Origin of the sequence: Streptomyces agglomeratus (assembly GCF_001746415.1) — a bacterium.
In the GTDB taxonomy this organism is placed as follows: Bacteria; Actinomycetota; Actinomycetes; order Streptomycetales; family Streptomycetaceae; genus Streptomyces; species Streptomyces agglomeratus.
In genome coordinates this window covers 7,715,507-7,739,094 of the sequence record NZ_MEHJ01000001.1, presented here as the reverse complement: position 1 = coordinate 7,739,094, position 23,588 = coordinate 7,715,507, and the positions used below count along the sequence as shown (strand labels likewise).

24 protein-coding genes and 5 pseudogenes are annotated in these 23,588 nt (G+C 68.0%); 15 read left to right on the top strand and 14 right to left on the bottom strand.

Annotated elements, in window-relative coordinates; genetic code table 11:
- Positions 1–113: 113 nt before the first annotated feature.
- Positions 114–935 (bottom strand): DDE-type integrase/transposase/recombinase, encoded by an 822-nt coding sequence (locus AS594_RS33930; RefSeq protein ID WP_069931791.1) that lies wholly within the window; start codon positions 933–935, stop codon positions 114–116.
- A 255-nt stretch (positions 936–1,190) separates the two neighbouring features.
- Positions 1,191–1,523 carry a hypothetical protein gene (locus tag AS594_RS45500; protein WP_206281730.1) on the bottom strand — a complete coding sequence of 111 codons (333 nt, stop codon included), beginning with the start codon at positions 1,521–1,523 and terminating at the stop codon, positions 1,191–1,193.
- Positions 1,524–1,920: 397 nt separating this feature from the next.
- Here AS594_RS45500 and AS594_RS46560 point away from each other — a divergent pair, with 397 nt between their 5' ends.
- Positions 1,921–2,388: a transposase gene (locus AS594_RS46560; RefSeq protein WP_338120217.1), complete on the top strand. Its 468-nt coding sequence runs from the start codon at positions 1,921–1,923 to the stop codon at positions 2,386–2,388.
- 95 nt (positions 2,389–2,483) lie between these two features.
- Here AS594_RS46560 and AS594_RS33915 read toward each other — a convergent pair whose 3' ends face one another.
- Positions 2,484–3,095, bottom strand: a complete 612-nt coding sequence (locus AS594_RS33915) for a TetR/AcrR family transcriptional regulator (protein ID WP_069774777.1) — start codon at positions 3,093–3,095, stop codon at positions 2,484–2,486.
- A gap of 67 nt (positions 3,096–3,162) precedes the next feature.
- Between AS594_RS33915 and AS594_RS33910 the strand changes: the two genes are divergently transcribed.
- The 3 genes and pseudogenes from AS594_RS33910 to AS594_RS46555 all read left to right on the top strand — a co-directional run.
- Entirely contained in the window at positions 3,163–4,599 is a 1,437-nt protein-coding gene (locus AS594_RS33910; RefSeq protein ID WP_069931933.1) for a DHA2 family efflux MFS transporter permease subunit, read from the top strand.
- Positions 4,596–5,336: an SGNH/GDSL hydrolase family protein gene (locus tag AS594_RS33905; RefSeq protein ID WP_069931934.1), complete on the top strand. Its 741-nt coding sequence runs from the start codon at positions 4,596–4,598 to the stop codon at positions 5,334–5,336. Before AS594_RS33910 ends, AS594_RS33905 begins: the two co-directional genes overlap by 4 nt.
- Before the next feature lie 163 nt (positions 5,337–5,499).
- Positions 5,500–5,664: pseudogene (locus tag AS594_RS46555) on the top strand (IS30 family transposase); the annotation flags it as partial.
- On the opposite strand, the gene AS594_RS43255 reads toward AS594_RS46555, so the two are convergent.
- The 3 genes from AS594_RS43255 to AS594_RS33890 form a co-directional block, all read right to left on the bottom strand.
- Complete coding sequence (locus AS594_RS43255; RefSeq protein ID WP_167368077.1) at positions 5,612–6,214, bottom strand: IS3 family transposase; 603 nt, start codon at positions 6,212–6,214, stop codon at positions 5,612–5,614. The pseudogene AS594_RS46555 and the gene AS594_RS43255 overlap by 53 nt on opposite strands.
- 37 nt (positions 6,215–6,251) lie before the next feature.
- Positions 6,252–6,785: an IS110 family transposase gene (locus AS594_RS48050; RefSeq protein ID WP_107357836.1), complete on the bottom strand. Its 534-nt coding sequence runs from the start codon at positions 6,783–6,785 to the stop codon at positions 6,252–6,254.
- 384 nt (positions 6,786–7,169) lie between these two features.
- The gene (locus AS594_RS33890; RefSeq protein ID WP_069774784.1) at positions 7,170–7,772 is read right to left on the bottom strand and encodes a hypothetical protein; all 603 of its coding nucleotides are present in this window, start codon (positions 7,770–7,772) and stop codon (positions 7,170–7,172) included.
- A gap of 128 nt (positions 7,773–7,900) precedes the next feature.
- On the opposite strand from AS594_RS33890, the gene AS594_RS33885 reads away from it, so the two are divergent.
- The 5 genes and pseudogenes from AS594_RS33885 to AS594_RS33870 all read left to right on the top strand — a co-directional run.
- Positions 7,901–8,287, top strand: coding sequence for a hypothetical protein (locus tag AS594_RS33885; protein WP_069774873.1), 387 nt, complete (start codon positions 7,901–7,903; stop codon positions 8,285–8,287).
- A 185-nt stretch (positions 8,288–8,472) separates the two neighbouring features.
- Complete coding sequence (locus AS594_RS33880; protein WP_167368076.1) at positions 8,473–10,563, top strand: tetratricopeptide repeat protein; 2,091 nt, start codon at positions 8,473–8,475, stop codon at positions 10,561–10,563.
- The gene (gene amcB, locus AS594_RS33875) at positions 10,560–11,678 is read left to right on the top strand and encodes a cyclophane-forming radical SAM peptide maturase AmcB (protein WP_206281729.1); all 1,119 of its coding nucleotides are present in this window, start codon (positions 10,560–10,562) and stop codon (positions 11,676–11,678) included. The genes AS594_RS33880 and amcB overlap by 4 nt, the downstream gene beginning before the upstream one ends.
- Positions 11,662–11,934, top strand: coding sequence for a hypothetical protein (locus tag AS594_RS44050; protein ID WP_141743724.1), 273 nt, complete (start codon positions 11,662–11,664; stop codon positions 11,932–11,934). The genes amcB and AS594_RS44050 overlap by 17 nt, the downstream gene beginning before the upstream one ends.
- A gap of 45 nt (positions 11,935–11,979) precedes the next feature.
- Positions 11,980–12,233 (top strand): annotated as a pseudogene (locus AS594_RS33870) (NAD(P)-binding domain-containing protein); the annotation flags it as partial.
- Between the two features lie 194 nt (positions 12,234–12,427).
- On the opposite strand, the gene AS594_RS41545 reads toward AS594_RS33870, so the two are convergent.
- Positions 12,428–12,745 carry a hypothetical protein gene (locus AS594_RS41545; protein ID WP_240509151.1) on the bottom strand — a complete coding sequence of 106 codons (318 nt, stop codon included), beginning with the start codon at positions 12,743–12,745 and terminating at the stop codon, positions 12,428–12,430.
- A gap of 90 nt (positions 12,746–12,835) precedes the next feature.
- On the opposite strand from AS594_RS41545, the gene AS594_RS33860 reads away from it, so the two are divergent.
- The 3 genes and pseudogenes from AS594_RS33860 to AS594_RS33850 form a co-directional block, all read left to right on the top strand.
- A complete protein-coding gene (locus AS594_RS33860) occupies positions 12,836–13,144 on the top strand; it encodes a transposase (RefSeq protein ID WP_069774646.1) in 309 nt (102 codons plus the stop codon).
- A complete protein-coding gene (locus tag AS594_RS33855; RefSeq protein WP_069931936.1) occupies positions 13,141–14,058 on the top strand; it encodes an IS3 family transposase in 918 nt (305 codons plus the stop codon). Before AS594_RS33860 ends, AS594_RS33855 begins: the two co-directional genes overlap by 4 nt.
- A 105-nt stretch (positions 14,059–14,163) precedes the next feature.
- Positions 14,164–14,537 (top strand): annotated as a pseudogene (locus tag AS594_RS33850) (transposase); the annotation flags it as partial.
- A 60-nt stretch (positions 14,538–14,597) separates the two neighbouring features.
- Here the strand turns inward: AS594_RS33850 and AS594_RS33845 are convergent.
- Positions 14,598–16,067, bottom strand: coding sequence for a hypothetical protein (locus AS594_RS33845; RefSeq protein ID WP_141747193.1), 1,470 nt, complete (start codon positions 16,065–16,067; stop codon positions 14,598–14,600).
- A gap of 347 nt (positions 16,068–16,414) precedes the next feature.
- On the opposite strand from AS594_RS33845, the pseudogene AS594_RS33840 reads away from it, so the two are divergent.
- Positions 16,415–16,814, top strand: a pseudogene (locus AS594_RS33840) (IS110 family transposase); the annotation flags it as partial.
- A 196-nt stretch (positions 16,815–17,010) separates the two neighbouring features.
- Here AS594_RS33840 and AS594_RS33835 read toward each other — a convergent pair.
- The 4 genes from AS594_RS33835 to AS594_RS33825 form a co-directional block, all read right to left on the bottom strand.
- The gene (locus tag AS594_RS33835) at positions 17,011–17,355 is read right to left on the bottom strand and encodes a hypothetical protein (protein ID WP_141743726.1); all 345 of its coding nucleotides are present in this window, start codon (positions 17,353–17,355) and stop codon (positions 17,011–17,013) included.
- Between the two features lie 50 nt (positions 17,356–17,405).
- Positions 17,406–17,558, bottom strand: a complete 153-nt coding sequence (locus AS594_RS44915; RefSeq protein WP_167368075.1) for a hypothetical protein — start codon at positions 17,556–17,558, stop codon at positions 17,406–17,408.
- 95 nt (positions 17,559–17,653) lie between these two features.
- Entirely contained in the window at positions 17,654–18,571 is a 918-nt protein-coding gene (locus tag AS594_RS33830) for an IS3 family transposase (RefSeq protein WP_069935714.1), read from the bottom strand.
- Positions 18,568–18,876, bottom strand: a complete 309-nt coding sequence (locus AS594_RS33825) for a transposase (RefSeq protein WP_069774646.1) — start codon at positions 18,874–18,876, stop codon at positions 18,568–18,570. The genes AS594_RS33830 and AS594_RS33825 overlap by 4 nt, the downstream gene beginning before the upstream one ends.
- A 1,101-nt stretch (positions 18,877–19,977) precedes the next feature.
- On the opposite strand from AS594_RS33825, the gene AS594_RS33815 reads away from it, so the two are divergent.
- Entirely contained in the window at positions 19,978–20,646 is a 669-nt protein-coding gene (locus tag AS594_RS33815; protein ID WP_167368074.1) for a DUF1707 SHOCT-like domain-containing protein, read from the top strand.
- Positions 20,647–20,862: 216 nt separating this feature from the next.
- Here AS594_RS33815 and AS594_RS33810 read toward each other — a convergent pair.
- Positions 20,863–22,106 (bottom strand): annotated as a pseudogene (locus tag AS594_RS33810) (SpoIIE family protein phosphatase).
- Between the two features lie 303 nt (positions 22,107–22,409).
- Here AS594_RS33810 and AS594_RS33805 point away from each other — a divergent pair.
- The gene (locus AS594_RS33805; RefSeq protein ID WP_069774798.1) at positions 22,410–22,682 is read left to right on the top strand and encodes a LapA family protein; all 273 of its coding nucleotides are present in this window, start codon (positions 22,410–22,412) and stop codon (positions 22,680–22,682) included.
- A gap of 384 nt (positions 22,683–23,066) precedes the next feature.
- On the opposite strand, the gene AS594_RS33800 is transcribed toward AS594_RS33805, so the two are convergent.
- Complete coding sequence (locus AS594_RS33800; protein ID WP_069931939.1) at positions 23,067–23,525, bottom strand: carboxymuconolactone decarboxylase family protein; 459 nt, start codon at positions 23,523–23,525, stop codon at positions 23,067–23,069.
- Positions 23,526–23,588: the final 63 nt, after the last annotated feature.

The window sequence follows — 23,588 nt, the reverse complement described above, 5'->3', positions numbered from 1 at the left end:
CCGCCAAGGCACACGAAAGCGCGTAGCGCACCGCCGGTCTGGCAGCTTCAAATGGCGGCCAACGGTACTCGGACGGGTCGGAAGATTTCAAGTCCAGTGAGACGTTTGTGATGCTATGAGATCTGTGGTGTAGGTTCCCTGCGTTTGGCGGGGTCGTTGATCCACGCTTGCCGGGGTATTTCGGGTGGTGTGGGGCGGCGGCCGAAGCGTTCGGGGTGGCTGGTGTAGGCCGCGGCGAGGGTGACGGCGCGCTGGTCGCGGACCTCTTCGGCGGTGCCGAAGTGGACACTCGCAGGTGTGTGCCAGCCGATACCCGAGTGCCGGTGCTCATGGTTGTAGTACGACGTGAACGCCTCGAACCACTCGCGTGCGTGCGCCAGGGAATCGAACCGTTCGGGGTAGTCGGACATGTACTTGGTGGTCTTGAACTGGGCCTCGCTGTAGGGGTTGTCGTTGGAGACCTTCGGCCGGGAATGGCTGCGCGTGACACCGAGGTCGATCAGCAACTGGGAGACCTTCTTGGACGTCATGGAGGTGCCCCGGTCGGCGTGGACGGTCTCGGGCACGATGCCGTTGCGGTCGATGGTCTCGCGGATCAACTCCTCGGCACGCTCGGCTGATTCGGCACGCTCCACGGTGTGCCCGACGATGTAGCGGCTGAAGATGTCGATGACGACGTAGGCGTGGTACCAGATGCCCTTGGCCGGTCCGGCGAGCTTGGTGATGTCCCAGGTGAAGACCTGCGAAGGGGCGATGGCCACCAGTTCGGGCACCGCCCTGGCCGGGTGGGTGGCCTGACGACGCCGCTCGCCGGACTGCCCGTGCTCGCGCAGGACCCGGTACATCGTGGAGACCGAGCAGTGATAGCGGCCGGCATCCAGCTCACGGGCCCAGATCTGCGCCGGCGGCAGCTCCGCGTACTCGGCACTGTTCATCAACTCCAGTACCGCTGCACGTTCTTGGTCCGTCAGGGCCGAGGGCTGTGCCTGGACGTGGGAGCGGGCTGCGCGGGGTGCCGGGGGCTTGAGCCGACGGTAATGGTGGCCCTGGAGCGGCCGGTCAGCCGGCACGCGGCCGTGATGCCCAGCCGGTCCCCGACGCCGGTGAACGCGGTGTCGAGGACCGGGTCGGCGGCGTGCCTCAGTCCGCGCTCTCGGAGATCATTTCCAAGAGCGCAGAGGCTTTTCCCATCACCTCGAGTGCGGCTTTGTTCCGGGCCAGGTCCTTTTGCAGCCGCCCACCTGCTGGCGCAGCTTCTCGTTCTCCACCTCCGCAGCGGACTTCCTCGTGCGGGCCGGGCTGGTCCGGCGGTCGACCAGGCTTTCCAGGGCCCCGGCATCCCGGGCAGCCCGCCACTCCTTGACGTGCGAGTGGTAGAGCCGTTCCCGGCGCAAGACCGCGCCCTTCTCGTTCCTGGGCGCGGCGTCATACTCGGCGACGATCCGAAGCTTGTACTCCGAGGTGAACGTACGACGCTTCGGCCTCGGTGCCGGGTCGGACCCGACGGGCTCAGTGCTTGGCATACGGGGCGGTTCTCCTGTCGTGCCCTCTCAGGCTAAGCCCGCAGAACGGGGCGTCTCACCCAAGGCTGACAGAGAGGGCGAGCGCCGAGGACGCGGTGCTGTCGACCCCGAGCCCGCAGCTGGCACGAGGTGATGCGCCGTCCTCCCCGCCGTCGGTCAACCTTGGATCCCTACCTCGACTACCTACAACAACGCTGGGACGAGGGCGAGCACAGCGCCAAAATCCTCCACCAGGAACTCCTCGGCAAGGGCTACCTGGGCCACTACCAGCGCGTGAAAATGACCCTGGCACCGCTGCGACGCGGCCTGCCCCTGGACGAGCCCCGCGAACGACCGCCCTCTCCGCGCGAAGCCGCACGATGGATCATCACCAACCCACTCCGGCACGGCCCGCAGACTGCGGAGCGTCTGCGGCGCCTGCTCGCCCACCTGCCCGGAACTTCACCGCACCCACGAACTGGTCCGCCAGTTCGCCGGCATGCTCGATACCCGCGACGCCACACCGCTGCAAGAGTGGCTCGACCAGCTCACCAACAGCGGACTTCCGCCCCTCGCCGGCATCGCCACCGCCCTGCGCGAAGAGCAGTATGCGGTCGCCCAGGGAATCACCACCCCCTACAACTCCGGAGTCAACGAAGGCCGCATCACCGACGTCAAACTCCAGAAACGCGTCATGGGCGGCCGGGCCAGCGTCCCGCTCCTCCGCCACCGAGTCGTACTGATCGCCCACCTACGCCGCCACTACGCAGACCAGCGGACACTCGCTCCACCAAACCCAGGGCTTGACAGACACGGGGCAAGGAGCATGCCGTGCACCGCAGGTCAGCCCGGCCAAGGGGCCCGTTGCCGCAGGCGGTGTATTTGAGGACCGAGATGCCCACGGCGACGCCCACCAAGACGAGCAGCGCTGCCAGCGGCGCGATCTGGACGGTCGCGGACGGGAGTCCTCCTGCGCAGGGATCAGTCCGTCGAGGGGACGCCCAGGATGGCGTGCATACCGCGCAGCGCCCAGTCCTCCGTCTGGTTGTCGCCGTGAAGGAGTCTTGCCGGGGTGATGCCGGCAGCCAGGGACTCCAGCCCGTAGACGACCTGGGGCGCGTCCGTCCCGGGCGGGAGGTCCCCGGCGGCGACGGCGGCGTCGATGTCACGGCGAAGGGTGTCCCGCCAGCGGGCGCGGCCCTCGGCGATCCGGTCGTGCACAGCGCCGGTGCGACCGTCGTAGTCGTATGTGACCTGGGTCAGCAGGCAGCCTCCGGCGTAGCCGGGATCTACGGCGTAGCGCACCCAGGACGCGCAGACGGCCAACAGCCGCGGCAACCCCGCATCGAGGTGGCACACCGGTTGCCAGACCCGGGTGCGGACGTCCTCCAGGACCAGGTCCACCGTCTCCAGTTGCAGCTTCTCCTTGCTGCGGAACTGGCCGATCACCCCCGCCTTGCTCATCCCCAGCCGGTCCGCGAGTCGGCCGATGGTGACGCTGTCCAGGCCCTCCACGGACGCGAGTTCGGCGGCGGCGCACAGTACCGATCGCCGGGTTTCGAGCGCTGCCTGAGCCGATGCACGTCCTGCCATGCCCGACAGTTTAGCAAACGACCGTACGGCATTGACGTACGAACGATCGTACTCTTAAATCCTCGCCATGACGCCTTCCACCTCCACCCGTCGAGCCTCCGTCGCCCTGTTACTTGCCTGCGCGGGCACCTTCCTGAGCTTTCTCGACGCCACCGTGACCAACCTGGCGGTACCGCCGATCGCCGACCACTTCGGCGTCTCGCTGACCACCGTCTCTTGGGTCGCGACCGCCTATGTGATCCCCTTCGCCGCGCTGCTCGCCCCGGCCGGGCCGCTGGCCGACGCGGTCGGCCGTGCCCGTCTGTTCCTGATCGGCGTCGCCGTCTTCACGGCGTCGTCGCTGCTGATCGCCGTAGCCCCGACCCTGCCCGTACTGCTCGGCGCCCGCGCCGTCCAGGGCCTGGCGGCATCTCTGCTGGTACCCGCCTCGCTGGGGCTGGTACTCGCGGAAATCCCCGCCGAACGCAGGCGCGCCGCGATCGGCATGTGGAGCGCTGCGGGCGCCCTGGCCGCTGCCGCGGGACCCGCCCTCGGCGGCGTCATGGTCGAGGTGCTCGACTGGCGAGCGCTGTTCTGCCTCAACCTGCCGGTGGGCGTCTGGGTGCTGATCGCCGGAAGGAAGCTGCTGACCGGCGAGTCCCACACCGGCCGGGGGCCCGACCTCGCAGGCGGCCTGCTGCTCGCCCTCTGCGTCGGCTCGGCGGTGTACGGCCTCACGCAGGGCTCCAACCACGGCTGGTCCTCGGTGTACGTGCTGGCCGCCTCCGGCGTCACCGTGCTCTCGGGCGTGGCGACCGTGATGCGGGCGATTCGGCATCGGCGACCGGCGCTGCGACTCGACCTCTTCCACAGCCGGTCCTTCGCCGTCGCAAGCGGCGTCTCCCTCGCGTACGGCACCGCACTGTTCACCTCGATGCTGCTCGGCGTGCTCTTCCTGACCGACGCCTGGAACTACTCCGCCCTGGAGGCCGGCCTCGCGATGAGCCCGGCGGCGCTCGTCACCGCCGTGGTCGGCATCGGCATCGGACGGCTCCGCATCGCCCTCACTCCACGCACGATGGTGGCGGCGGGCTCGGTCCTCATCGCCGCCTCAACGGCCGCCCTGGCCCTGCTGATCGACACCGAGCCACACTTCTGGACGCTCTGGTTCCCGGCCGGAACGGTGATGGGAGTCGGTGTTGGCATGGCCACCGTCGGCATCTCCAGCGCCGCCACCTTCTCCGTCGCGCCCCAGCACTTCGCCGCCGGCACAGGCATGGTCATGGCGGCCCGCCAGGTCGGCGGCGGCCTCGGCATCGCCGCCACGGCCGTGATCATCGCGGAGGCCTCGGGCACAGGCGCGGAACCGTACGCCGCCGTGTACTGGTTCGCCACCGCCGTCAACCTGGCCGCCGCCGTCGGCGGTCTCGCCCTGCGCATCGCGGCCCCACCCCTGCCGCAGCCCGCAACCTCGGCCGACCCTGCCCCGGCCGCAGCCCGAATCCTCGAAGGAGACCAGCGATGACCTCTCAGCCGGACCGGACCCCCGTCCAGGATCTGCCTGCCGACCCCGCCGCCGAGTTGTCCGACCCGTACTGCATGGCCCCGGACACTGCCGCCGAACTGCTCCGTGATCTCCCGTGGAACCGTCTGGCCGTGGCGGGCGACAGTGTCACCGCCGGCGTTATGGACCCCCTCCCGGGTTACCGCGACCGTTCCTTCGCCGACCGCTTCACCGACGCCCTCGCCGCCACACGCCCCGGCTTTGCCGCGGTCAACCTGGCCAAGCCTTACCTGCTTCTCGACGAGATCCGGGACCAGCAGCTCGGCCCTGCCCTGGAGTTCGAGCCGGACGTAGTGATGGTGAGCGCAGGCGGCAACGACGCCTTCCGCGGTTTCGACTCGGAGACGCTGCGGGCCGAACTGGCCTCGTTCCTGACACCCCTCGCCGAGAGCGGCGCCCTCGTCATCACCATCGGCCTGTTCGACCTCGCCCGGTCGGGCCTCGTCCCGCCGGAACACGCCGACGGCATGGCCCGCTGCTTCGACGAGCTCGACCGCATCACCGCCGGCCTGGCACGCGCACTCGGCGGCATCCACGTCGACACCCACCACCACCCTCTCGCCGCCGACCCAGGCATCTACTCCACCGACCGCATCCACGCCAACGCCCGCGGTCACGCGGTCGCCTTCGCCGCTATCGCAACCACCCTGGCTCAGCGCATCCAGAATGAGGTTCCCCCGACCTGCGGGAGGTGCTGATCAGCTGATCAGTGCGGGTTGACGGGGCTTCAGGTTCGCTGGTTCAGTGGTTGCCTGGTTTGCGTAGTACTCTCCTCGAAGTCGACGGGGCTGAGGTAGCCGAGTCGTTTCTCCACTCGGCCAGACGCCGCCAGCACGTCATGCCCGAGCCGAAGCCCAGCTCCCGAAAAGCACGGACCTGTCCCGGTGGCAGGCGGATGAGCTCGAAGCCGTTGCCTTCGCCCTCAACAGTCGGCCCCGCAAAACCCTCGGATGGAAGACACCCGCCGAAGCCCTCAACGAACACCTACTCTTGACTCAAGAAGCCGGTGTTGCAACGACCGATTGAGTCCGGGTTGCGACCCGCGGTCACTGTGGTGGACCAGGCCGGAGCCTTTCTTGATTCCCCGCCGCCACAACGCCATCTCCAGGGCGTCCAGCGGCAGGTCGGTGCGCAGGTGGGTGGCGAGCTGCCACCCGACGATCATCCGGGAGTACACGTCCAGGACGAACGCGGCGGAGACCCAGCCCGACCAGGTGCGAATGTAGGTCAGGTCCGCGACCCACAGCTGGTTCGGCCGGTTCGCGATGAAGCGGCGGCTGACCAGGTCCGGCGGGCGCGGAGCGGACGGCTCGGGAATTGTGGTGCGGCGTCGCTGCCCGCGGATGAAGCCCTCCAGGCCGTCCTCGCGCATCAGCCGTTCGACCGCGCACCGGGCGGTGGTGATGCCCTCACGCCTGAGCTGCCGATGGACGCGCCGCGTTCCATAGGTGCCTGCCGAGTCCGCGTGAACACGGCGAATGTGCTCCAGCAGGTCGTCGTCGCGGACCGCGCGGGCGGACGCCGGCGGGCGCGGCGCGCGTAGTACGCCGAGATCGACAAATGCAGTTCCCGGCATACGGGCTCGACCCCGAAGTCGTCGCGGAGGTGGTTGATCACCGCGTCGGCCTCGTGCGGGGCTGGTCGAGTTCCTTGGCGAAAAACACGGAGGCGGCCTTGAGGATCTCATTCACCCACCTCAACTCCGCGTTCTCCTTGCGAATTTGCGCCAGCTCGGCCTTCTCGGCGCTGGTCGCCAGATCAGGCCGCCCGCCGTCATCGACTTCGGCCTGGCGGACCCAGCCCCGCAGGGCCTCCTTATGGATGCCCAGATCCCGGGCGACATGCGCGACCGGACGGCCCGAGGACCGGACCTCTCGGACGGCTCGCTCACGCAACTCGTCAGGGTAGCCCGCGTCGCGGGCCACGGTCAGGGGCAGGGCGCCGATGGACGCGGGCTGGTCCACGATCACCAGGACCGTGCCGAACTTGGCCTTGAGCTTGTCGAAGACGGCCCGCAATTTCGGTTCGCTGTTGGGCATCGGCTTGTCGAAGACCTTCTTCCCGGCCGGCGTGAGCCCGTGGCCGTGGTGAGCGGTCTTGCCGACGTCCATCCCGAGGAAGACGCCCACGCCTTCGGTGTCTAACATCGCACCCTTTCCGGGTCGTTGATCTTGCTGGCCTCGGCGGTGGCACCGTGCTCGCGCATCCACGTTATGCAGACCTGCCGCCCTCGAAACTGCCCGGCGTTGCACCAGGCCGGGCGGCGGCCGGGTCTCTCATCAGCGTCTCCGACGGCACCCCTCGGGCCCGGCGACACCACCCCCAGGTCATCCGTTCGACAGAGGGGACACAGTCATACCGGACCCGGAGGCCAGCGGCCCCGTTGCAGGACCGCGAAAAACATAACGGGGGAGGCAACCAGACCGCACGGCCTCGGCGGCAGCCGCGAAGTGTCACAGCGGGAAGGGGCGGGGTCGGAAAGCCACGCGCAGCGGCCACCCGCGCCCGCAGCAGCCCCCGGACCCACCCGCCTACCACCGCCCCGGCGGCGGCGCCGTCAGCTGGTCGGCCAGCCGGGACAGCCGGTCACGGAACCGGCGGGGACCACGCGGCGCCGGCAGGCTGTTCTCCCCAGCCGCCGCACTCACCAGGTGCTGCACCGTGTCCAGGTCCACGTCCCCACCCCCCGGCACGGACAACGCCTCGTGCGCCAGCCCCCGGATCTCCCGGTCCCCGCCGTCAAGCGACAGCACCGTCGCCCCGGCCAGCCGCGCGTCGTGCACCCGCTCCAGCAGCCCCGCGCCCGGCCGCTCCGGCGCCACCACGAGCAGCGTCTCGCCCCGCCCGGCCGCCTCGATCCTGCCGAGGCCCACCGACAGGTGCGCCGGTTCCCCGGGCCGCACCCGGTGGCGTACGAGCGTGGGGTTCAGTTCCGCGAGCCCGGACCAGGCCGCCTCGTCGACGAGGTGCGCGGCCAGGTGCCACGGCTCGTACACCTCCGTCCCCACCAGCAGCAGACCACCGCCCTGCGGCACGACGGAGGACCGCAGCGCCCCGGCGAACCGCCGCGTGGCCGGCAACCACTCCGTCCCGTCGAGGACTTCCCGCAGCAGGGCGACACGTACGGCATCCATGCGGCGGCATCCTGCCGCAAGCCGGCCGAGCCCGTGGGCTGACGGCTACACCTCACCAGAACGAGACGTTCGTGACGAGAACCGGCAAGTAGGGACCAGGGACCGCTGTATCGCGGGAGGATAGTTCCATGGCGCGAGTGCGGCGGATTGTGGCGTGGACGACTCTTGCGGTGGTGGCGACCGGCTTGGGGACGTACTTCGCAGTCGTGGGGCTGGAGGCTGCGGACCAGACGGCCAGTGTGGTGGGTCTGTTCGTCGCTGTCGCGTCTCTCGCGCTGACTGTCTCTGTAGAACTGAGGGCCCGTCGCCGGCCCGTACCGGCGGGCGGCGAACCGGAACCACCTGCCGCGCCGGCACCGCTTCGGACGGACGGAGCGCAGCAGGCCGGGGACCATATTGATTTCAGCGGCGGGGTCTTCCACGGCAATGTCATCGGCAAACAGGAACACCGGCGTCCGGTGGAAGGGCCGGACCGGTCCGACATGGACGCGGGTGAGGCCGGGCATCCGTCGTGACACACCACAGCAGCGCGGATCACGTTGATTTCAGCAACGGAACGTTTTCGGGCACGGTTGTGGGCAAAGTTGTGGTCACTCATCCCCCGTCGCCCCGGGGAGCGGTCCCCAATGCGCTGTCCTCACTACCGCCCTCCAGCCCCGGGTTTGTCGGGCGCACCGCCGAACTGCAGACGCTCCTGCGCGTGTTGAAGCCGGATGCGGCCGGACATGGCGTGGTGACCGCTGCCGCCGTCACCGGCCTCGGAGGGGCGGGCAAGACGGCTCTGGCCCTCCAGGCGGCGCGTGAGGCGCAGAGCCTGGGCTGGTTCCCCGGTGGGGTGCTCTTCGTCGATCTGCACGGACACGACGACGCGCCCGTCGCTCCAGAGAAAGCCCTGGAGGCGCTGCTGCGAGCACTGGGAACAGCACCCGAGTACATCCCGCCGACCGCAGACGAGCGTGCGGGGCTGTATCAGTCCATGCTGGCCGAGATCGCCGCTGAGCGCGGGCCAGTGCTGATCGTGGCGGACAATGCGGCGCAGGCATCTCAGGCCAGGCCGTTGTTGCCGGCGCTTTCGGTGCATCGGATGCTGGTTACGTCCAGGGAGACCCTCGCCCAACTGGACGCGCACCAGCTCCATCTCGGTGTGCTGGCGCCGGCGATCGCGTGGGAGGTGCTGGAGAAAGCACTGGAGATCGCCGACCCGCGTGATCCTCGTCTTGAGGCAGAGCCGGACGAGGGGGAAAACCTGTGCAGACTCTGCGGCTACTTACCGCTCGCACTGCAGATCGCGGCGGCCGTGTTGATCGTCAACCCGGGCAAGTCGGTGGCGGAACTTACCAGCGAACTGGCAGACACGACGACGCGCATGGATTACCTCGATGACGGCGAGCGCGGGATGAAGGCCGCATTCGACCTCTCGTACCGCAGATTGACGAAGCAGCAGGCGCGTCTGTTCCGGATGGTCGCGCTCGCCCCCGGAGCTGATGTCTCCCACGAGACTCTGACGGTGAGTCACGGTGCGGCGCTTCCGCCTCGCGGTGTCGACGCGCTGGTGCGGGCTCATTTGGTTGAGCCGCAGGACACACGCGGGCACTGGCGTATGCACGACCTGCTCCGGGCCTATGTGGTGGCCAAGGTGGCGGCGGACGACCAGCTGAAGTCGGACCACGACAACGCGCGCACCCGATTGCTGTCCCGGTTCAGCGCTCTGGCGGCGGAGGCCCGAGCGCACTTGCGGAGCTTGCCCGTGCGAGAGCCCCGAGGAAGCTTCTCCGGTCGAGAAGCGGCGCTGGAGTGGCTCGACGGTGAACGGACGAGTCTCGTCAGTGCCACTACTTGGGCCATCGAGCCTTCTCATGCCCGGGCCTCCGTACGACTGGCACTGCACCTGGGTGAGTACTTGGGGCTGCGGCGCTTCTACGATGACGCGCTGGTCGTCTACCGCCATGCGATAGAGGGCGCCCGCTCCATGGGGGACCTCCGGAGCGAGGGGAGGTCATGGAACAACCTCGGCATCGCATTGCGCCGCACCCGCAAGCTTGACGACGCCGTCGAGGCGTTTTCCAGGGCGCTGGCCGCATACGAGAGGGTGGATGCGGGGCAGAGCGCAGGCCGAGCTTGGAACAATCTGGGCAGAACTCTCGTAGAACTGCGGCGGTTCGACGAGGCGGTTGAGGCCTACAAGCAGGTTGGCCGGCTCTCCGAGTCGCACGCACATCCGCTCACCGTTGCCATCGCGGACAACGGGCTGGGCCGTGCCCTTACGAAGTCAGGGCGCTTGGACGAGGCGATGGACTCGCTTGTCCGTGCCCGCGAGGCGTCCCGGAGATGGGGGAACCGGTACCTCGAAGGGACGGTGATCAACAATATCGGCCGGGTTCGGCGACGGACCGGCTCGTTGGCCGAGGCGCTGGCTGATCACGACCGGGCTCGGGCGATCTTTGTTGACATCGGCGAACGGGAAGGCACGGCCACTTCGCACAATGAACGGGCTCTGGTGCTGGCCGCGATGGGACGTTTCGCGACGGCGGTGGAGGAGCACGGCCTCGCTCTTCAGATCTTTCGGGAGATAGGCGAGCAGCACCGGCAAGCTGTCGTTGCCAATGACCTGGGACTCACGCTGCAACGCATGGGCCGCCATGGCGATGCCGAGGCGAAGCACATTCTGGCACTGGAGATATCTCAGCGCCTGGGTGACCAGTACCACGTCGACCGGTCGCTGTCCCTGCTGGCCGTAGCCAGAGCGGGAGCTGCGGCCGGGAGCCGGCGGACCGGACGGCGGTGGGTATGAACGAGTTCCGCCCGGCCATGAGGCTGGCCGCTACGGCGCCGCTTCTGTTTGTTCAGCCCACCCCGTTGTGCAACCTCGACTGCTCGTACTGCTACCTGCCGCACAGGGCGGTCGCGCGAGTCATGCCGCTCGAGGTCGTGGACGCCGTTGCCGAGGGGGTTCGCGTGTGGGCGGAGCTCCATCCGGTGCGGGTCATATGGCATGGCGGCGAGCCTCTCACTATCGGTTCTGCACGCTTCGCGAAACTGCTGGACCGATTTTCTGGGCATGGAAAGTACCCCGTCCGGCACATGGTTCAGACTAATGCGACGTTGATCGGCGACGCTTGGTGCGATGTATTTCAGAATGAAGCGGTTGACGTCTCTGTCAGCATCGACGGTCCTGACGAACGGAATGAGGAGAGAAAGGATCGGCGAGGGGCCGACAGTTCGGAGCGCGCTTTGCGCGGTATTGAACTGCTCCGCAGGCGCAGAATTCCGTTCAGCGCCATCGCGGTGGTGTCTGCCCCCTCGGCGACTCTTGCTCGCGAGCTGTACACCTGGTTCGCCGATCTTGGCTGCCGGTCGCTCGGTTTGAACCTTGTGGAGCGCAAAGGCGTGTGCTCGGGCCGTGAAGCGGTGGATGAAGAAAACGTTGTCGAGTTCTGGTCCGAGCTCACATCCTGCCGTAAGTCTGATGGGCGTATGGGCCTGCGCGACATCGATCACGCTCTCCGCTATCTGCGCGATGAACTCGATGGTCGTGTGCCGGAAAGGACCAGCCTTCCGCGCAGTCCGGTACCCATGGTGACCTGGAACGGGGACGTGGTTCCCATAGGGCCTGAGTTGGCGGGGTTCACAGACCCGGGCTACGGGGATTTCACCGTGGGGAACGTCACCGATTCCAGTCTGGCTCAACTGGTGGAACGCGCCACTGAAGTGCCCTGGGTTGGCGAGGTTGTCGAAGGAATCGAACGCTGCCGTGCCACGTGCGACCATTTTGCGTATTGCTTGGGGGGTGATGCGTCCAACAAGTACTTCGAATCCGGGAGATTCGATGTCACGGATACGGAGCATTGCCGTAACAGTAAGAAACTTCTGATGAAGGGGTTGTTCCGCTATGTCGAACGCGAATGAATGTGAAGAGCCCGACCGTATCGGCCTGCCCAGTCGTATTGATTCTCATCGCAGTGAGATTTCTGAACTTGTCGCTGACCTGCCCGAATCCGGTCCCCGACTGTGCGGAGACATCATCAACTCCGCAGGAATGGACGACTGGGCCGGCTACGACGACGGTCCGGCGGTGCACCGGGACGGCAAACCTGAAGCACCGGACGAGCCTGACGGCGACGCGGCGGATTCGAAGGAAAAGGAGGACCCTGATCCTGCGTAGGACGGAGCCGGACGGCAGTTGCCTACCAGCAAGTAGGGTCGGCGTATGACTTCGACTGACAGCGCAAAGAAGCCCGCCGCCAAGGACCCCTGGGACCTCCCCGACGTATCCGGCCTGGTCGTCGGCGTGCTCGGCGGGACCGGCGACCAGGGGCGCGGGCTCGCGTACCGCCTGGCCAGGGCGGGCCAGAAGGTGATCATCGGCTCGCGCGCCGCCGAGCGCGCCCGCAGCGCCGCCGGCGAGCTGGCCTGGGCGTGGAGGGCGCGGACAACGCGGAGTGCGCCCGCCGCAGCGACATCGGTGCTCGGGCCTTCGCGTGTCACCTTTCGGCTCCGCGTTCGGGGGTGCTGTTCCGCGCGGCGGAACAGCACTCCCGGTGAGCGACGGTCAGTCGGGCATGCAGGGCTGCAGTGCGTGGACGGACCGTGTGATCAGTTCGAGTTGCTCAGGCAGCGGGGCTCGGATCCCCCAGTCGCCCAGGTCCGCGAGGGCCTCACCGATCAGAGGGGCGAGAGAGTTGGTGTCCACGTCCGGTGACGGCGCTGACGTGGAGCGCGAGCGTGAGCGGGCCAGCCACCTCGTGGAGATAGGGGCGGAGCGCGCGCAGTTGTGTGATCGCCTGCTGCCGGAGGGGTTGGTCCTGCCCGGTCATCGGTTTGGCCAGGGGGCTGCCCACGGCGTGCAGGAGGAGCTGGCGGCCGGTGTTCCAGCCGTGGTGCACGGTTCCGGGTTGTTGCAGGTCGGGGTGGCTGTCGGGCGGGAAGATCGTATGGGATGGGGGGATCTGGTCGATGCGCGTGATGGCAGGCATGTCTTCCTCAGTGTCGGTGCCTGAGGTTCCCCCGAGATGCGGCGGGAGGTGACAGCTGGTCAGATGGGTCTCATGAGAGGACCTTTGACCATGGCTGCCCCGAGGAAATATCCGCTGGAGTTGCGGGAGCGTGCGGTGCGGATGTATCGCACGACCGAGCCGAGGCCGGTGATCAAGCGGCTGGCCGTCGAGCTGGGTGTGCATCCCGAGGCCCTGCGCGGCTGGATCCGCCAGGCCGAGGCCGACGCTGGTGAGAGCGATGACCGGCTGACCACCGCCGAACGTGAGGAGCTCGCGGCCCTGCGCAAGGAGAACGCGCAGCTCAAGCGGGCGAATGAAGTCCTGCGGACGGCGTCGGCTTTTTTCGCCGCGCAGCTCGACCCGACCCGGCCCAGGTGACGGCGCTCCTCGACGAGCACCCGCATCTGGGGGTCGAGCCGGTCCTGCGGGAACTGCACATCGCTTCGTCCACCTACTACCGCTGGCGCCGGCAAGAGCAGGAGCCGTGCGAGCGGCGGCGCCGTGACGCGGAGCTGACCGAGCAGATCCAGCGGATCCACGCCGATTCCGGCGGCATCTACGGTTCCCCACGCGTGCATGCCGTCCTGAGGCGCGAGGGTGTCCACGTGGGCCGCAAGCGGGTCGAGCGATTGATGCGCGAGGCCGATCTCGCGGGCGTCAGCCCCCGTCGTAAGGGTTTCACCCGCCGGGATCCGAAGGCCACTCTCGCCCCGGACCTGGTGAACAGAGACTTCACCGCGCCCGGTCCGAACCGGCTGTGGGTCACCGACCTCACCATGATCCCCACCGGCGAAGGGCCGCTGTGGCTCTCCGCGATCCGGGATGCCTTCTCCCGCCGGGTGGTGGCCTGGGAGACCTCCGGTTGTGCGGACGCCGACCTGGTCCTGTCCTCGCTGGAGTACGCCCTGGCCAGCCGCGAGGTCGAGCCCGGCAAGCTGGTTCATCATGCGGATCACGGCTGTCAGTACACATCGATCAAGCTGACAACTCGACTGCTGCGGGCAGGAATTGAGGCGTCCATGGGGTCCGTCGGGGACTCGTACGACAACGCTCTGGCCGAGAATCTATGGATGCTGGTCAAGACCGAGTGCGTCCGCGGCCGCGTCTTCGCGACCAGGGCTGAGGCGAACCTGGCCCTCTTCGAGTACATCGACGGCTTCTATAACAGCCGGCGCATCCAGCAACGGCTCGGCTACCTCAGCCCCATCGAGTTCGAGGAGAAGCACTACACCGACCAGGCGACGGCCGAACAAGCGAACCTGGAACCCCGTCACCCCGCCCTGACCAGCTGATCAGCACCTCCCGCACAACGGGGGAACCTCAGCCGCCGGTCTGTCCGGCAGAGTGAGCGAGGGGACGGTAGGGAGCACCTGCGTTAGCCGGGCAACGGGTCACGCAAGGGCGCACGCAAGAGCTTCTCCTGGCAGGACTATCGCGACCTGCTGGTGCGGGCACACATCCAGCTCGACGGCCCGATCGTGGTGGTCTGGGACAATCTCAACACCCACCTGCCGCAGGGCTAAAGCGGTACGAGGCCGAGCACGACTGGCTCACCACCGTCCGGCTTCCGCCGTATGCACCCGACCTGAATCCCGTCGAAGCCCTCTGGTCACTCGTGCGCAGAGCGATGACCAACACCGCTTTCACCACACCCGACGACCTCGACCGCAAACTCCGCAGCGAGTTACGCAGGATCCAACTCCGGCCCCGCCTGATCGACGGCTGCCTCACCGCCACAAGCCTGGCCATCAACCCGCCGACCCCACCCTGACCTCAGTAACGGGGTTCCATCAGCTCGGGGTCGGTGCCGCTGCCGGGTCGCCAAGCCGCTTCAGCCGGCCGGCTGAACACTCCTGGCGTCGTCACCCGCACCGGCGCCAGCGTCGTCACCCGCATCGGCACCGGCCTGCTTGCTTCCCCGTGGCTGCTCGCGATCCGCCGGTGCGGGGTCAGGCACGGCCGCGAGCGGCGTCCTGGTCCGCCCCAGCCAGACCAGCAGGAGACAGAGCGTGCCGGCGAGCGCGGGCCAGTACACGTACCGGTAGTCACTGGCCGGAGAGGTCGGCAGGTAGCCGAGGATGTAGAGCACCGAGCTGATGCCCATCGCGCGCACCAGCATCCGGAACGGCCCCCGGCCCGGCCAGATCGCCATCACGAACCCGACGGCCAGCCAGAACCATCCGGCGAAGAGCAGCGGCATGTCCCGGTACGAACCGAGGACGTAGTAGCTCAGCATGGCCTTGCGGCGCACGTCGGGCGCGTCGATTCCAGGGACGTCCATCCGGGAGTTCTGGAACTGGTACCTGCCCTGGAACAGCTGGTGCGTGAAGACCTGCAGGCGATACTCGGCGTACTGGGGCAGGTGGCGGGGGATCTCGCTGAGCCACATCGAGGTCAGCTGGTCGGCGTAGTCTGCCAGCGGGCCCAGGGCCAAGTCGCGCGGGTAGCACTCGAAGTACGCATCGGACAGCTTCTCCTTCCGCGTCCCCTGGGCCATGCACCGCTGGGTGGTGGTGACCATGTTGTTCTGGAAGTCCGGCGTCGTCGCCGCCTCCCCGGCCGCCTTCCGTACCTCTTCCACGGGGAGTACGTGCACCAGGTCGTCTAGCATGACCTGCGCGTACTGACGGGTCTCGGCCGGCTTGGCGACGACGCTGACGACAGTGCTCATGACGGCGATGACGGCGACGAGCGCTCCGGTGGAGATCAACCACCTCCGTCGGCCCGGCGCGGGCCACATGGCGCGTACGAGCAGGATGAAGACCGGAATTCCGGCCAGCAGCGCGTTCTTGCGGACCAGGATGGCGTAGCCGATGAAGAGGACCCCGAGCACCAGCAGCACCCAGCGGGTGCGCGAGCGGTCGGCCGGGAGGCTCTGGGCGACGAAGACGATCGCGCAGGCGGCGAGGAGCGCGAACGCCATGTGGACGTCTTTCCACACCACGCCAGTGAAGTTCATGATGTGCGGGGCCAGCCCGATCGCGAGGACCGCCAGGGAGCCTGCCCGGTTGCCGGTGCGCGCCCAGACCCGCCAGGCGACGACCCACAGCGCCGCCCACAGGACGGCGGACTGCAGGGCGGCCATGGCGGCGGGAGTGCCCGTCACGTCGATCAACGCGCGCCACAGGAGCGCCATCACGGGCGGATGCCAGTCGTGCATCGGCTGGGTGCCCAGGGCCTGCTCGAGCTGGGAGATGCTGTCCCCGCTCAGAAAGCCCGGGGAGAAGACGAGATAGGTGCCCATGCCGCAGCAGGCGACGACGGCGGCGAGAGCCCAGGCCCAGAGCGGTCGGTCAGCCACCTTCGAACGCAGCCGTCTGATCGGTCGCATGGGTGTATCAGCTCTCATGCGGCCAAACCTAGCAAGTCGGGTGACAGGCGGCTTTGAAGACATTTGGTGGCATTGAAGACATCAGTCGGCTCTACCTTCTTGCTCGGGTTGATCGAGCCATTCGTAGGGTTGGGTCACCCAGGGGTGCTGGGGTGGTTATCAGTCGGCTGCCGTCTCGTGGCTTCCCAGGCTTCGCCGCCCGGCACCCCACGACGACTCGGCCGCCGATTAGGAAGTGCGAACAAGTCGCTGTGTGAAGCAATGCCGGCGAGGTCGTCCGTGGTACGAACCGTACGCACACGCACGTCAGGAGCACGATGAGCCGGATATGGGCGGGGATCGACAGCGGCAAGGGCCACCACCACGGCCTCGCCCTGGATGTGGACGGGAAGACCTTCCTGTCGCGGCGGGTCCCCAACGACGAGCCTGAGCTGCTGAAGCTGATCGGGGACGTCCTCGACCTCGCCGAAGGCCGCGAGGTCACCTGGGCCATCGACATGACCGGTGGGCAACCGGCGCTGTTGCTGGCCCTGCTGGTCAGCCACGGCCAGGAGGTCCTCTACATCCCCGGCCGGCTGGTGAACCGGGCCTCCGACGGCTACCGCGGCGAGGGCAAGACCGATGCCCGCGACGCCCATGTGATCGCCGACCAGGCCAGGATGCGCCCGCGACCTGCGGCCCATGCGCCCCGGCGACGAGGCAGCCGTCGAACTCAAGGCCTGCCGTTGCTCGATGCGCTGGTACATCCGCTTGGAGATGCGGATGGCTTCCTCCAGCTTCCCGACCTTGCTCTGGTCGTGCCAGAGAAGGGGCAGCCCCTTGTAGCGGCCGATGCAGTCCAGCCGGGGTGAGGATCTCGCTGCACCGACGTCCGGTGGTGACGATGGACTCCCAGATGTCGCGCAGGCCGCGGTCATCGACGTCCGGCGTCCAGACAGCTCAGGTTCACTTCGTCGGCGAGCGCACGTGCCGCTTGGTCCGAAAGCGGGCGGCGACGCCTGCCGCCCGGGTTGCCGCCCGGCGGCAGCGCGACCACGAACCTACGATCGAGACCGATGCGTTCCGTCTCACCCGCGTCCATCGCGGTGCGCAGCACGTGTCGGGCCGAGCTGAAGATGCCCGCTACCTGCGCCTGAGTGACGGCGACCGGACCACGCTTGCGCCGCAGGACCTTGTAGTGGACGCCCAGCGGCTTGAGCCCGTGCGCGGCCCGGTGCCGCTGGTCGGTCACGAAGCCGGCCATGTGTTCCTTGCTCAAGACCGTGGGGTCGTGACCGCCGTCCGGCGCGTGCGCTTCGAGGTAGGCGCTCAGTTCGACACAGCCGCGCCGGGGCGGGTGAAGACACCCTTGCCGCGAGGCGGGTCAGTGGTCAGCCGCAGGTCGAGGTAGTCCCACAGCAGGTCGCGCAGCCAGCGCTGGCTGACCTGGGAGATGTCGAAGTTGCTGCTGTGGCCCTTCATACGGACGCCGTAGTGGTCGGTCTCGATGTACCCGGCCTCCTTGGTGTCCTGCCGGCTGAAGTAGTGAGGTTCCCCCGTTGTGCGGGAGGTGCTGATCAGCTGGTCAGGGCGGGGTGACGGGGTTTCAGGTTCGCTTGTTCGGCCGTCGCCTGGTCGGTGTAGTGCTTCTCCTCGAACTCGATGGGGCTGAGGTAGCCGAGCCGTTGCTGGATGCGCCGGCTGTTATAGAAGCCGTCGATGTACTCGAAGAGGGCCAGGTTCGCCTCAGCCCTGGTCGCGAAGACGCGGCCGCGGACGCACTCGGTCTTGACCAGCATCCATAGATTCTCGGCCAGAGCGTTGTCGTACGAGTCCCCGACGGACCCCATGGACGCCTCAATTCCTGCCCGCAGCAGTCGAGTTGTCAGCTTGATCGATGTGTACTGACAGCCGTGATCCGCATGATGAACCAGCTTGCCGGGCTCGACCTCGCGGCTGGCCAGGGCGTACTCCAGCGAGGACAGGACCAGGTCGGCGTCCGCACAACCGGAGGTCTCCCAGGCCACCACCCGGCGGGAGAAGGCGTCCCGGATCGCGGAGAGCCACAGCGGCCCTTCGCCGGTGGGGATCATGGTGAGGTCGGTGACCCACAGCCGGTTCGGACCGGGCGCGGTGAAGTCTCTGTTCACCAGGTCCGGGGCGAGAGTGGCCTTCGGATCCCGGCGGGTGAAACCCTTACGACGGGGGCTGACGCCCGCGAGATCGGCCTCGCGCATCAATCGCTCGACCCGCTTGCGGCCCACGTGGACACCCTCGCGCCTCAGGACGGCATGCACGCGTGGGGAACCGTAGATGCCGCCGGAATCGGCGTGGATCCGCTGGATCTGCTCGGTCAGCTCCGCGTCACGGCGCCGCCGCTCGCACGGCTCCTGCTCTTGCCGGCGCCAGCGGTAGTAGGTGGACGAAGCGATGTGCAGTTCCCGCAGGACCGGCTCGACCCCCAGATGCGGGTGCTCGTCGAGGAGCGCCGTCACCTGGGCCGGGTCGGGTCGAGCTGCGCGGCGAAAAAAGCCGACGCCGTCCGCAGGACTTCATTCGCCCGCTTGAGCTGCGCGTTCTCCTTGCGCAGGGCCGCGAGCTCCTCACGTTCGGCGGTGGTCAGCCGGTCATCGCTCTCACCAGCGTCGGCCTCGGCCTGGCGGATCCAGCCGCGCAGGGCCTCGGGATGCACACCCAGCTCGACGGCCAGCCGCTTGATCACCGGCCTCGGCTCGGTCGTGCGATACATCCGCACCGCACGCTCCCGCAACTCCAGCGGATATTTCCTCGGGGCAGCCATGGTCAAAGGTCCTCTCATGAGACCCATCTGACCAGCTGTCACCTCCCGCCGCATCTCGGGGAACCTCATAGACGACCCGCAGGTGGCCGAGCATGGTGCGGGCGATCGTGCGCGGATGCTGCGGGGCACGGCTCAAGTCCAGGTCGGCCAGCGAGCCGACCTGCTGCCGCTGGCACTCTGTGACCAGCCGCTGCACCACGCTGATGGGCCACCGCGCCCCCTCGGTGGGGCCTTCACCGTGATGGTTCAGCACCCACTTGAACTCCGCTCGTGCCAGAGGCTTGAGCCCCCGCAGGGACAGCACGCCGTCGGGACTGACGCGGGCGGACCCCATGGCTCCCAGCCATGCGCACTCCCGATGATCCCGCTCCAGGTCGGGCAGCTGGGCCTGGTCTGCTGATTCGAGGCTGGATCCAGCGAACGCAAGGGGCGTACGTGAAGATGAGTGAGTGAGGTCTGACGATGGCTGCCTCCCCGAACCTGGTACCCGCATAAGTGACCGCCGTCAGCGGCCTGGTCACCGCCATGGCCGAGCCTGCCCCACGAGGTAACGATGCGGCCGCCCGGCCGCACCTGCTCTACCCACGGCCACGGCACTAGGTCGACCGCGACTCGTCCACATTGCGTCAGGGATCGCCCGCGGATCGGCCTGCGTGATCCGCTGTCGCAGCCAGGCGCGGCGGAAGGACGGCAGTGGCTCCTGTTGGTTGCCATGGCAAGCGCTCGTCTGCGAGCTGCGATTCAGGGACCGGGTTGATCAGCGGGCCACGGTTGTGGTGCCGGTGAAAGGTGCAGAAGCTGGTGACCAGGAGGAGCGCATCGTCCCCGTACCCGGGCGTGGGACGGTTGGCTCACGTCAGCCTAAACAGGTCGTAGCCTCGCGCATGGTCTGTCGGAGCCTTGACCGACCACCGACACCGCACGACACGGAGCCCTACGACTACATCCTTCGATGTAGTGGGCGTGATTCCAGTCGTCCCGCACGTCGATGTGCTTGTGGTCGCGACGTGTTGGGATAGAAGCTGGCCGTTTCGCCTGTTTACGAAAGGCAGCGTCATGAATGTGGGCCCTGAACGCCCCGGTCTGTTCAAGGATGCGGCTGTGGCGCCCGTACCCGCTGGGGGTACGCGGGCGTCGGTACTGGCTTCGGACGCCGAGCGGGAGGCCCTGGTGGAACGGCTGCGGGTCGCCACTGGCGAGGGGCGGCTGACTCTGGAGGAACTGGCCGACCGCTGCGAGGCGGCATACCTGGCCCGGACCCGCGAGCAACTCGCCGTACTCGGTCGGGATCTACCCGCCGCCGGCGAGACGGGCGCGGGCACGGATGCGGCTGCCGTTGCCGGTGCCGGTGTTGGTGCCGGTGCGGCGACAGGGAAGCGGACGTTCGTCGCCATGATCGGGGATGTCACCATCCGCAGCCCGGCCGTGCACGGCTTGAAAAACCTGGACGCGTACGCGGTACTCGGGGATCTGACCCTGGACCTGTGCGGGATGACGGCGCCGTCCAGCGGCGAGCTGACCGTGACGGCGCGGGCGGTGTTCGGCGACGTAAGGCTGATCGTGCCCGAAGGAGTGCAGGTCGAGCTGGCCTGCGGCAGCGTCCTGGGAGACGTACGCGATCTGCCCCGCGCGCACACCGCGCCGCACGGCAGGGCTCCGCGGATACGGGTGGCCGGGGCCGCGATCTGCGGCGACATCACCATTGCGCACCCCGGCGACCGCCGGAACACCTCATGGCGCCGCTGGCTCGAAGAGGCCATCCGCCGTTAAGAGGAGGGTTACGAGGGCGGCGCTCGGTCAAGGATCCGACCGACGTCTCGGCGGTCCGCACAGGTGCGCGCCTGGGAGAAAGCGCCTGGAGCGGGAACCGCTGCTCCGACCGGCGCTGCTCCGACCGGCCCGGCGCTCCCGCTGCCAGCCGTCCGAGTACAACTGCGTAATGTGCGCCAGATGTCGCCCTCGTGCCGGGAACTGTCGAGAGGTTGCTCAGGGTTCTAGGCGGATGATGACAAGGGCGATGTCGTCGGCGGCGCCCGCGGCAGTGCCGAGGCGGTCCAGCAGAGCGTCGGCCAGCTGGTCGGGGGCGCGGGTGCTCTCCTGGGCCAGGGCTGCGGTCAGGCGGGCCAGGCTGGCGTCGATGTCCTCGTCGCGGCGCTCGATGAGGCCGTCGGTGTACATCACGAGAGTGTCCCCAGGGGTGTAGGCGAGGCCGGCCTGGGGTCGGGGGACATGGTGGGGGCGGGCGCCGAGCGGCGGATCGGTGGCTCGGTCCAGCAGTTCACAGGTCCCGTCGGGGTGGAGCAGGACGGGCGGTGGGTGTCCGGCGCTGCTGTAGATGATCAGTCTGCTGCGGCTGTCGATGAGTACCTTGACCGCGGTTGCGGCCGTCGCGCCGTCCAGGGAGCGGGCGTACAGGCCGAGGACTTCCAGGGCCTGGGCGGGACTGGGAATGGCACGGATGACCGCGCTCAGGGCGCTGCGGAGCATGCCCATGACGGCCGCGGCGTGCAGGCCGTGGCCGACAACGTCTCCGACCGCCGCTGCGTAGCGGTCGGGTGGCAGGTCGACGACGTCGTACCGGTCGCCGCACACGTTAAGTGAGGAGGTCGCCGGCAGGTAGCGCACGGCGATGTTGTCGGTGTGGTGCTCCAGGTCGGGGGCGGAGAGCATGGCCTCCTGCAGGGCGACGGCGACCTGCCGTTCACGGGCGTGGGCCTGGCGGAGTTCCTGGTTCAGCCGGTGCAGCTCGCCGACCCGCGCGTACAGCTCGGCCGCCATGCCTTTCTCCCGCTCGGTGAACTCCTCGGTCAGCTGTCGTGCCAGGCGTGAGTGCACAAAGGCGGTGACGTCCTCGGCCCGTTGAACGATCCACTTCACTTGGCCGTCAGGCCGGGAATCGGAGTGTGGATCTTGGACCACCACCGCTCCTCGAACCCGCCTGGCCGGTCGAGGGCGGGGATGTCGTACTGTTGCAGCACCAAGGTGTCCGGTTGCCTGGTGTCCAGCACGCGGCGCAGCGACGACTTCAGGCTCTGTTTTGTGTCGTAGGGCGTGCCGGGACTTTCTGGCAGGGCATCGAAGAAGTACTTCCCGATCAGCTGCTCTCGGGTCCGGCCGGTGGTCTGCAGGTATGCCGCGTTGGCGTAGCGAATGACCAGGTCCGTGTCCAGCATGAGGTACGGGCTTGGTGTGGCGTCGAAGAACGCCGTGAAATCGATGTCCGCTGCCATCACACGCTCTCCGTGACCTGTGAGCGCGACTGCCTGCACTTCCAATTTACGCACGATCCAGCCGCCGGGCTCAGCAGGAGGATTGTTCGGGCAAGAACTCGCGTCGTCACCAGTCGGCGCTGAAGGACTCCTTCTGAGCGCCGCGCCCGCTCTGCCGCCGCGCGCCAGCGCCTCCCGGCCGTCAGACCGACTCGCCGACTCGCCGACTCCAGCAGGACGCGCACCGGCCGTCATCTCCTCGGTCGCGCGCCTCATGCTGGAAGGGGACGATGGACGAGGGGGCGATGCGATGGAGAGGTGCCCATGGCTCGGACCAGCACAGACCACCCCAGGGAGCACACGCCGTTTCTTTCCCGTCCCGGCGTCCGCCGCCTTGCGCCGTTCGTTCTGCTCACCGTGATCGCTCTGGTCTTCATCTTTGAGAACCGTACGAGCGTCGAGATCCGCCTGCTCATCCCGTTGGTGACCATGCCGCTGTGGGGTGCCCTTCTGATCGCCTGGGGCCTCGGCCTGCTCGCCTGCCTCATCGCCTTGTGGCGACGCCCCGACCGACATGGTCGTCGCCCAAAGAAGTGACCACTGAGTGAGCTCCCTCGAGTGGGGGTCGCTACGCCGCCAGGGGAATGCTGCGGATCAGCAGGGCAAAGGCGTACCGGCAGATCGACATTGCGGAGTCGGCCGCACTGCCCCAGTGCTGGTTGTCGGCGCGCGACGGCGCGGCGGCTCCACAAGCTCCGGTGCACAGCCACCCCGATCACGAGAGGCATGGTGGCTGCATGTGCCCGCCGCTGTTACCGTCCGTGCATGAAACGCCCGATGACTGCTGTCCTCAGGTGTCTCTCATGCCGCTGGCAGCGTGCCAGGCGTCAGATAACGGGACGACTTCAACTCCTCGCCCCCATGTTTCCGCCGGCATCGACGGCGAGTCCCTCAGCGAAGGCGAACGCAACCGTGCCGGGCTCAGCTCCAGGTCCGGCCGGCCGGTTCCTTGATGGTGCGGTTGATCCGGTTGAAGAAATTGGTCAGCGCGATCTCCAGGTTGATCGCCCCGATCTGCTCCTCCGTGAAATAGGCGCCAGCCTCTTCCCAGATCTCGTCGGTGACTCCCTGCGCACCATCCTGCAGACGAGTGGCGGCCTCGGCCAGCGCCAGAGCCGCGCGCTCCGCGCCGGTGTAGAACGGCGCCTCACGCCACGCGGCCACGTTGTGCAGCCGCTCGTCGGTGTCACCGGCCTTCCTCCCCCCGGCGACACTGGCGTAGACGCACGCCGAGCAGCTGTTGATCTGGCTGACGCGCAGATGGACCAGTACGAGTAGCTTCGGGTCGACGCCCCCGGCCGCGATCGCCTTGTGGAGGTGTTGGATCGCGGTCCACACGTCGGGGTTGTTCGTGTTCTTGTTCTTGAGCCGGTTCTCCATGTGAGAGTGCTCTCCTTCATCGGGATTACGTTCCGGGGCTTGTGCCCGTCACCCCTATGACGG

What these genes read in the sequence shown, in the direction of transcription:
- AS594_RS48050 (WP_107357836.1), bottom strand. Translation starts at nt 6,785, where the DNA reads ATGTTAGACACCGAAGGCGTGGGCGTCTTCCTCGGGATGGACGTCGGC.
- AS594_RS44915 (WP_167368075.1), bottom strand. Translation starts at nt 17,558, where the DNA reads ATGAAGGGCCACAGCAGCAACTTCGACATCTCCCAGGTCAGCCAGCGC.
- AS594_RS41545 (WP_240509151.1), bottom strand. Translation starts at nt 12,745, where the DNA reads ATGCCTGCCATCACGCGCATCGACCAGATCCCCCCATCCCATACGATC.
- AS594_RS33885 (WP_069774873.1), top strand. Translation starts at nt 7,901, where the DNA reads ATGGCGCGAGTGCGGCGGATTGTGGCGTGGACGACTCTTGCGGTGGTG.
- AS594_RS33805 (WP_069774798.1), top strand. Translation starts at nt 22,410, where the DNA reads ATGGCTCGGACCAGCACAGACCACCCCAGGGAGCACACGCCGTTTCTT.
- AS594_RS33905 (WP_069931934.1), top strand. Translation starts at nt 4,596, where the DNA reads ATGACCTCTCAGCCGGACCGGACCCCCGTCCAGGATCTGCCTGCCGAC.
- AS594_RS45500 (WP_206281730.1), bottom strand. Translation starts at nt 1,523, where the DNA reads ATGCCAAGCACTGAGCCCGTCGGGTCCGACCCGGCACCGAGGCCGAAG.
- AS594_RS33890 (WP_069774784.1), bottom strand. Translation starts at nt 7,772, where the DNA reads ATGGATGCCGTACGTGTCGCCCTGCTGCGGGAAGTCCTCGACGGGACG.
- amcB (WP_206281729.1), top strand. Translation starts at nt 10,560, where the DNA reads ATGAACGAGTTCCGCCCGGCCATGAGGCTGGCCGCTACGGCGCCGCTT.
- AS594_RS44050 (WP_141743724.1), top strand. Translation starts at nt 11,662, where the DNA reads ATGTCGAACGCGAATGAATGTGAAGAGCCCGACCGTATCGGCCTGCCC.
- AS594_RS33915 (WP_069774777.1), bottom strand. Translation starts at nt 3,095, where the DNA reads ATGGCAGGACGTGCATCGGCTCAGGCAGCGCTCGAAACCCGGCGATCG.
- AS594_RS33800 (WP_069931939.1), bottom strand. Translation starts at nt 23,525, where the DNA reads ATGGAGAACCGGCTCAAGAACAAGAACACGAACAACCCCGACGTGTGG.
- AS594_RS33910 (WP_069931933.1), top strand. Translation starts at nt 3,163, where the DNA reads ATGACGCCTTCCACCTCCACCCGTCGAGCCTCCGTCGCCCTGTTACTT.
- AS594_RS33930 (WP_069931791.1), bottom strand. Translation starts at nt 935, where the DNA reads ATGAACAGTGCCGAGTACGCGGAGCTGCCGCCGGCGCAGATCTGGGCC.
- AS594_RS43255 (WP_167368077.1), bottom strand. Translation starts at nt 6,214, where the DNA reads ATGCCGGGAACTGCATTTGTCGATCTCGGCGTACTACGCGCGCCGCGC.
- AS594_RS33860 (WP_069774646.1), top strand. Translation starts at nt 12,836, where the DNA reads ATGGCTGCCCCGAGGAAATATCCGCTGGAGTTGCGGGAGCGTGCGGTG.
- AS594_RS33825 (WP_069774646.1), bottom strand. Translation starts at nt 18,876, where the DNA reads ATGGCTGCCCCGAGGAAATATCCGCTGGAGTTGCGGGAGCGTGCGGTG.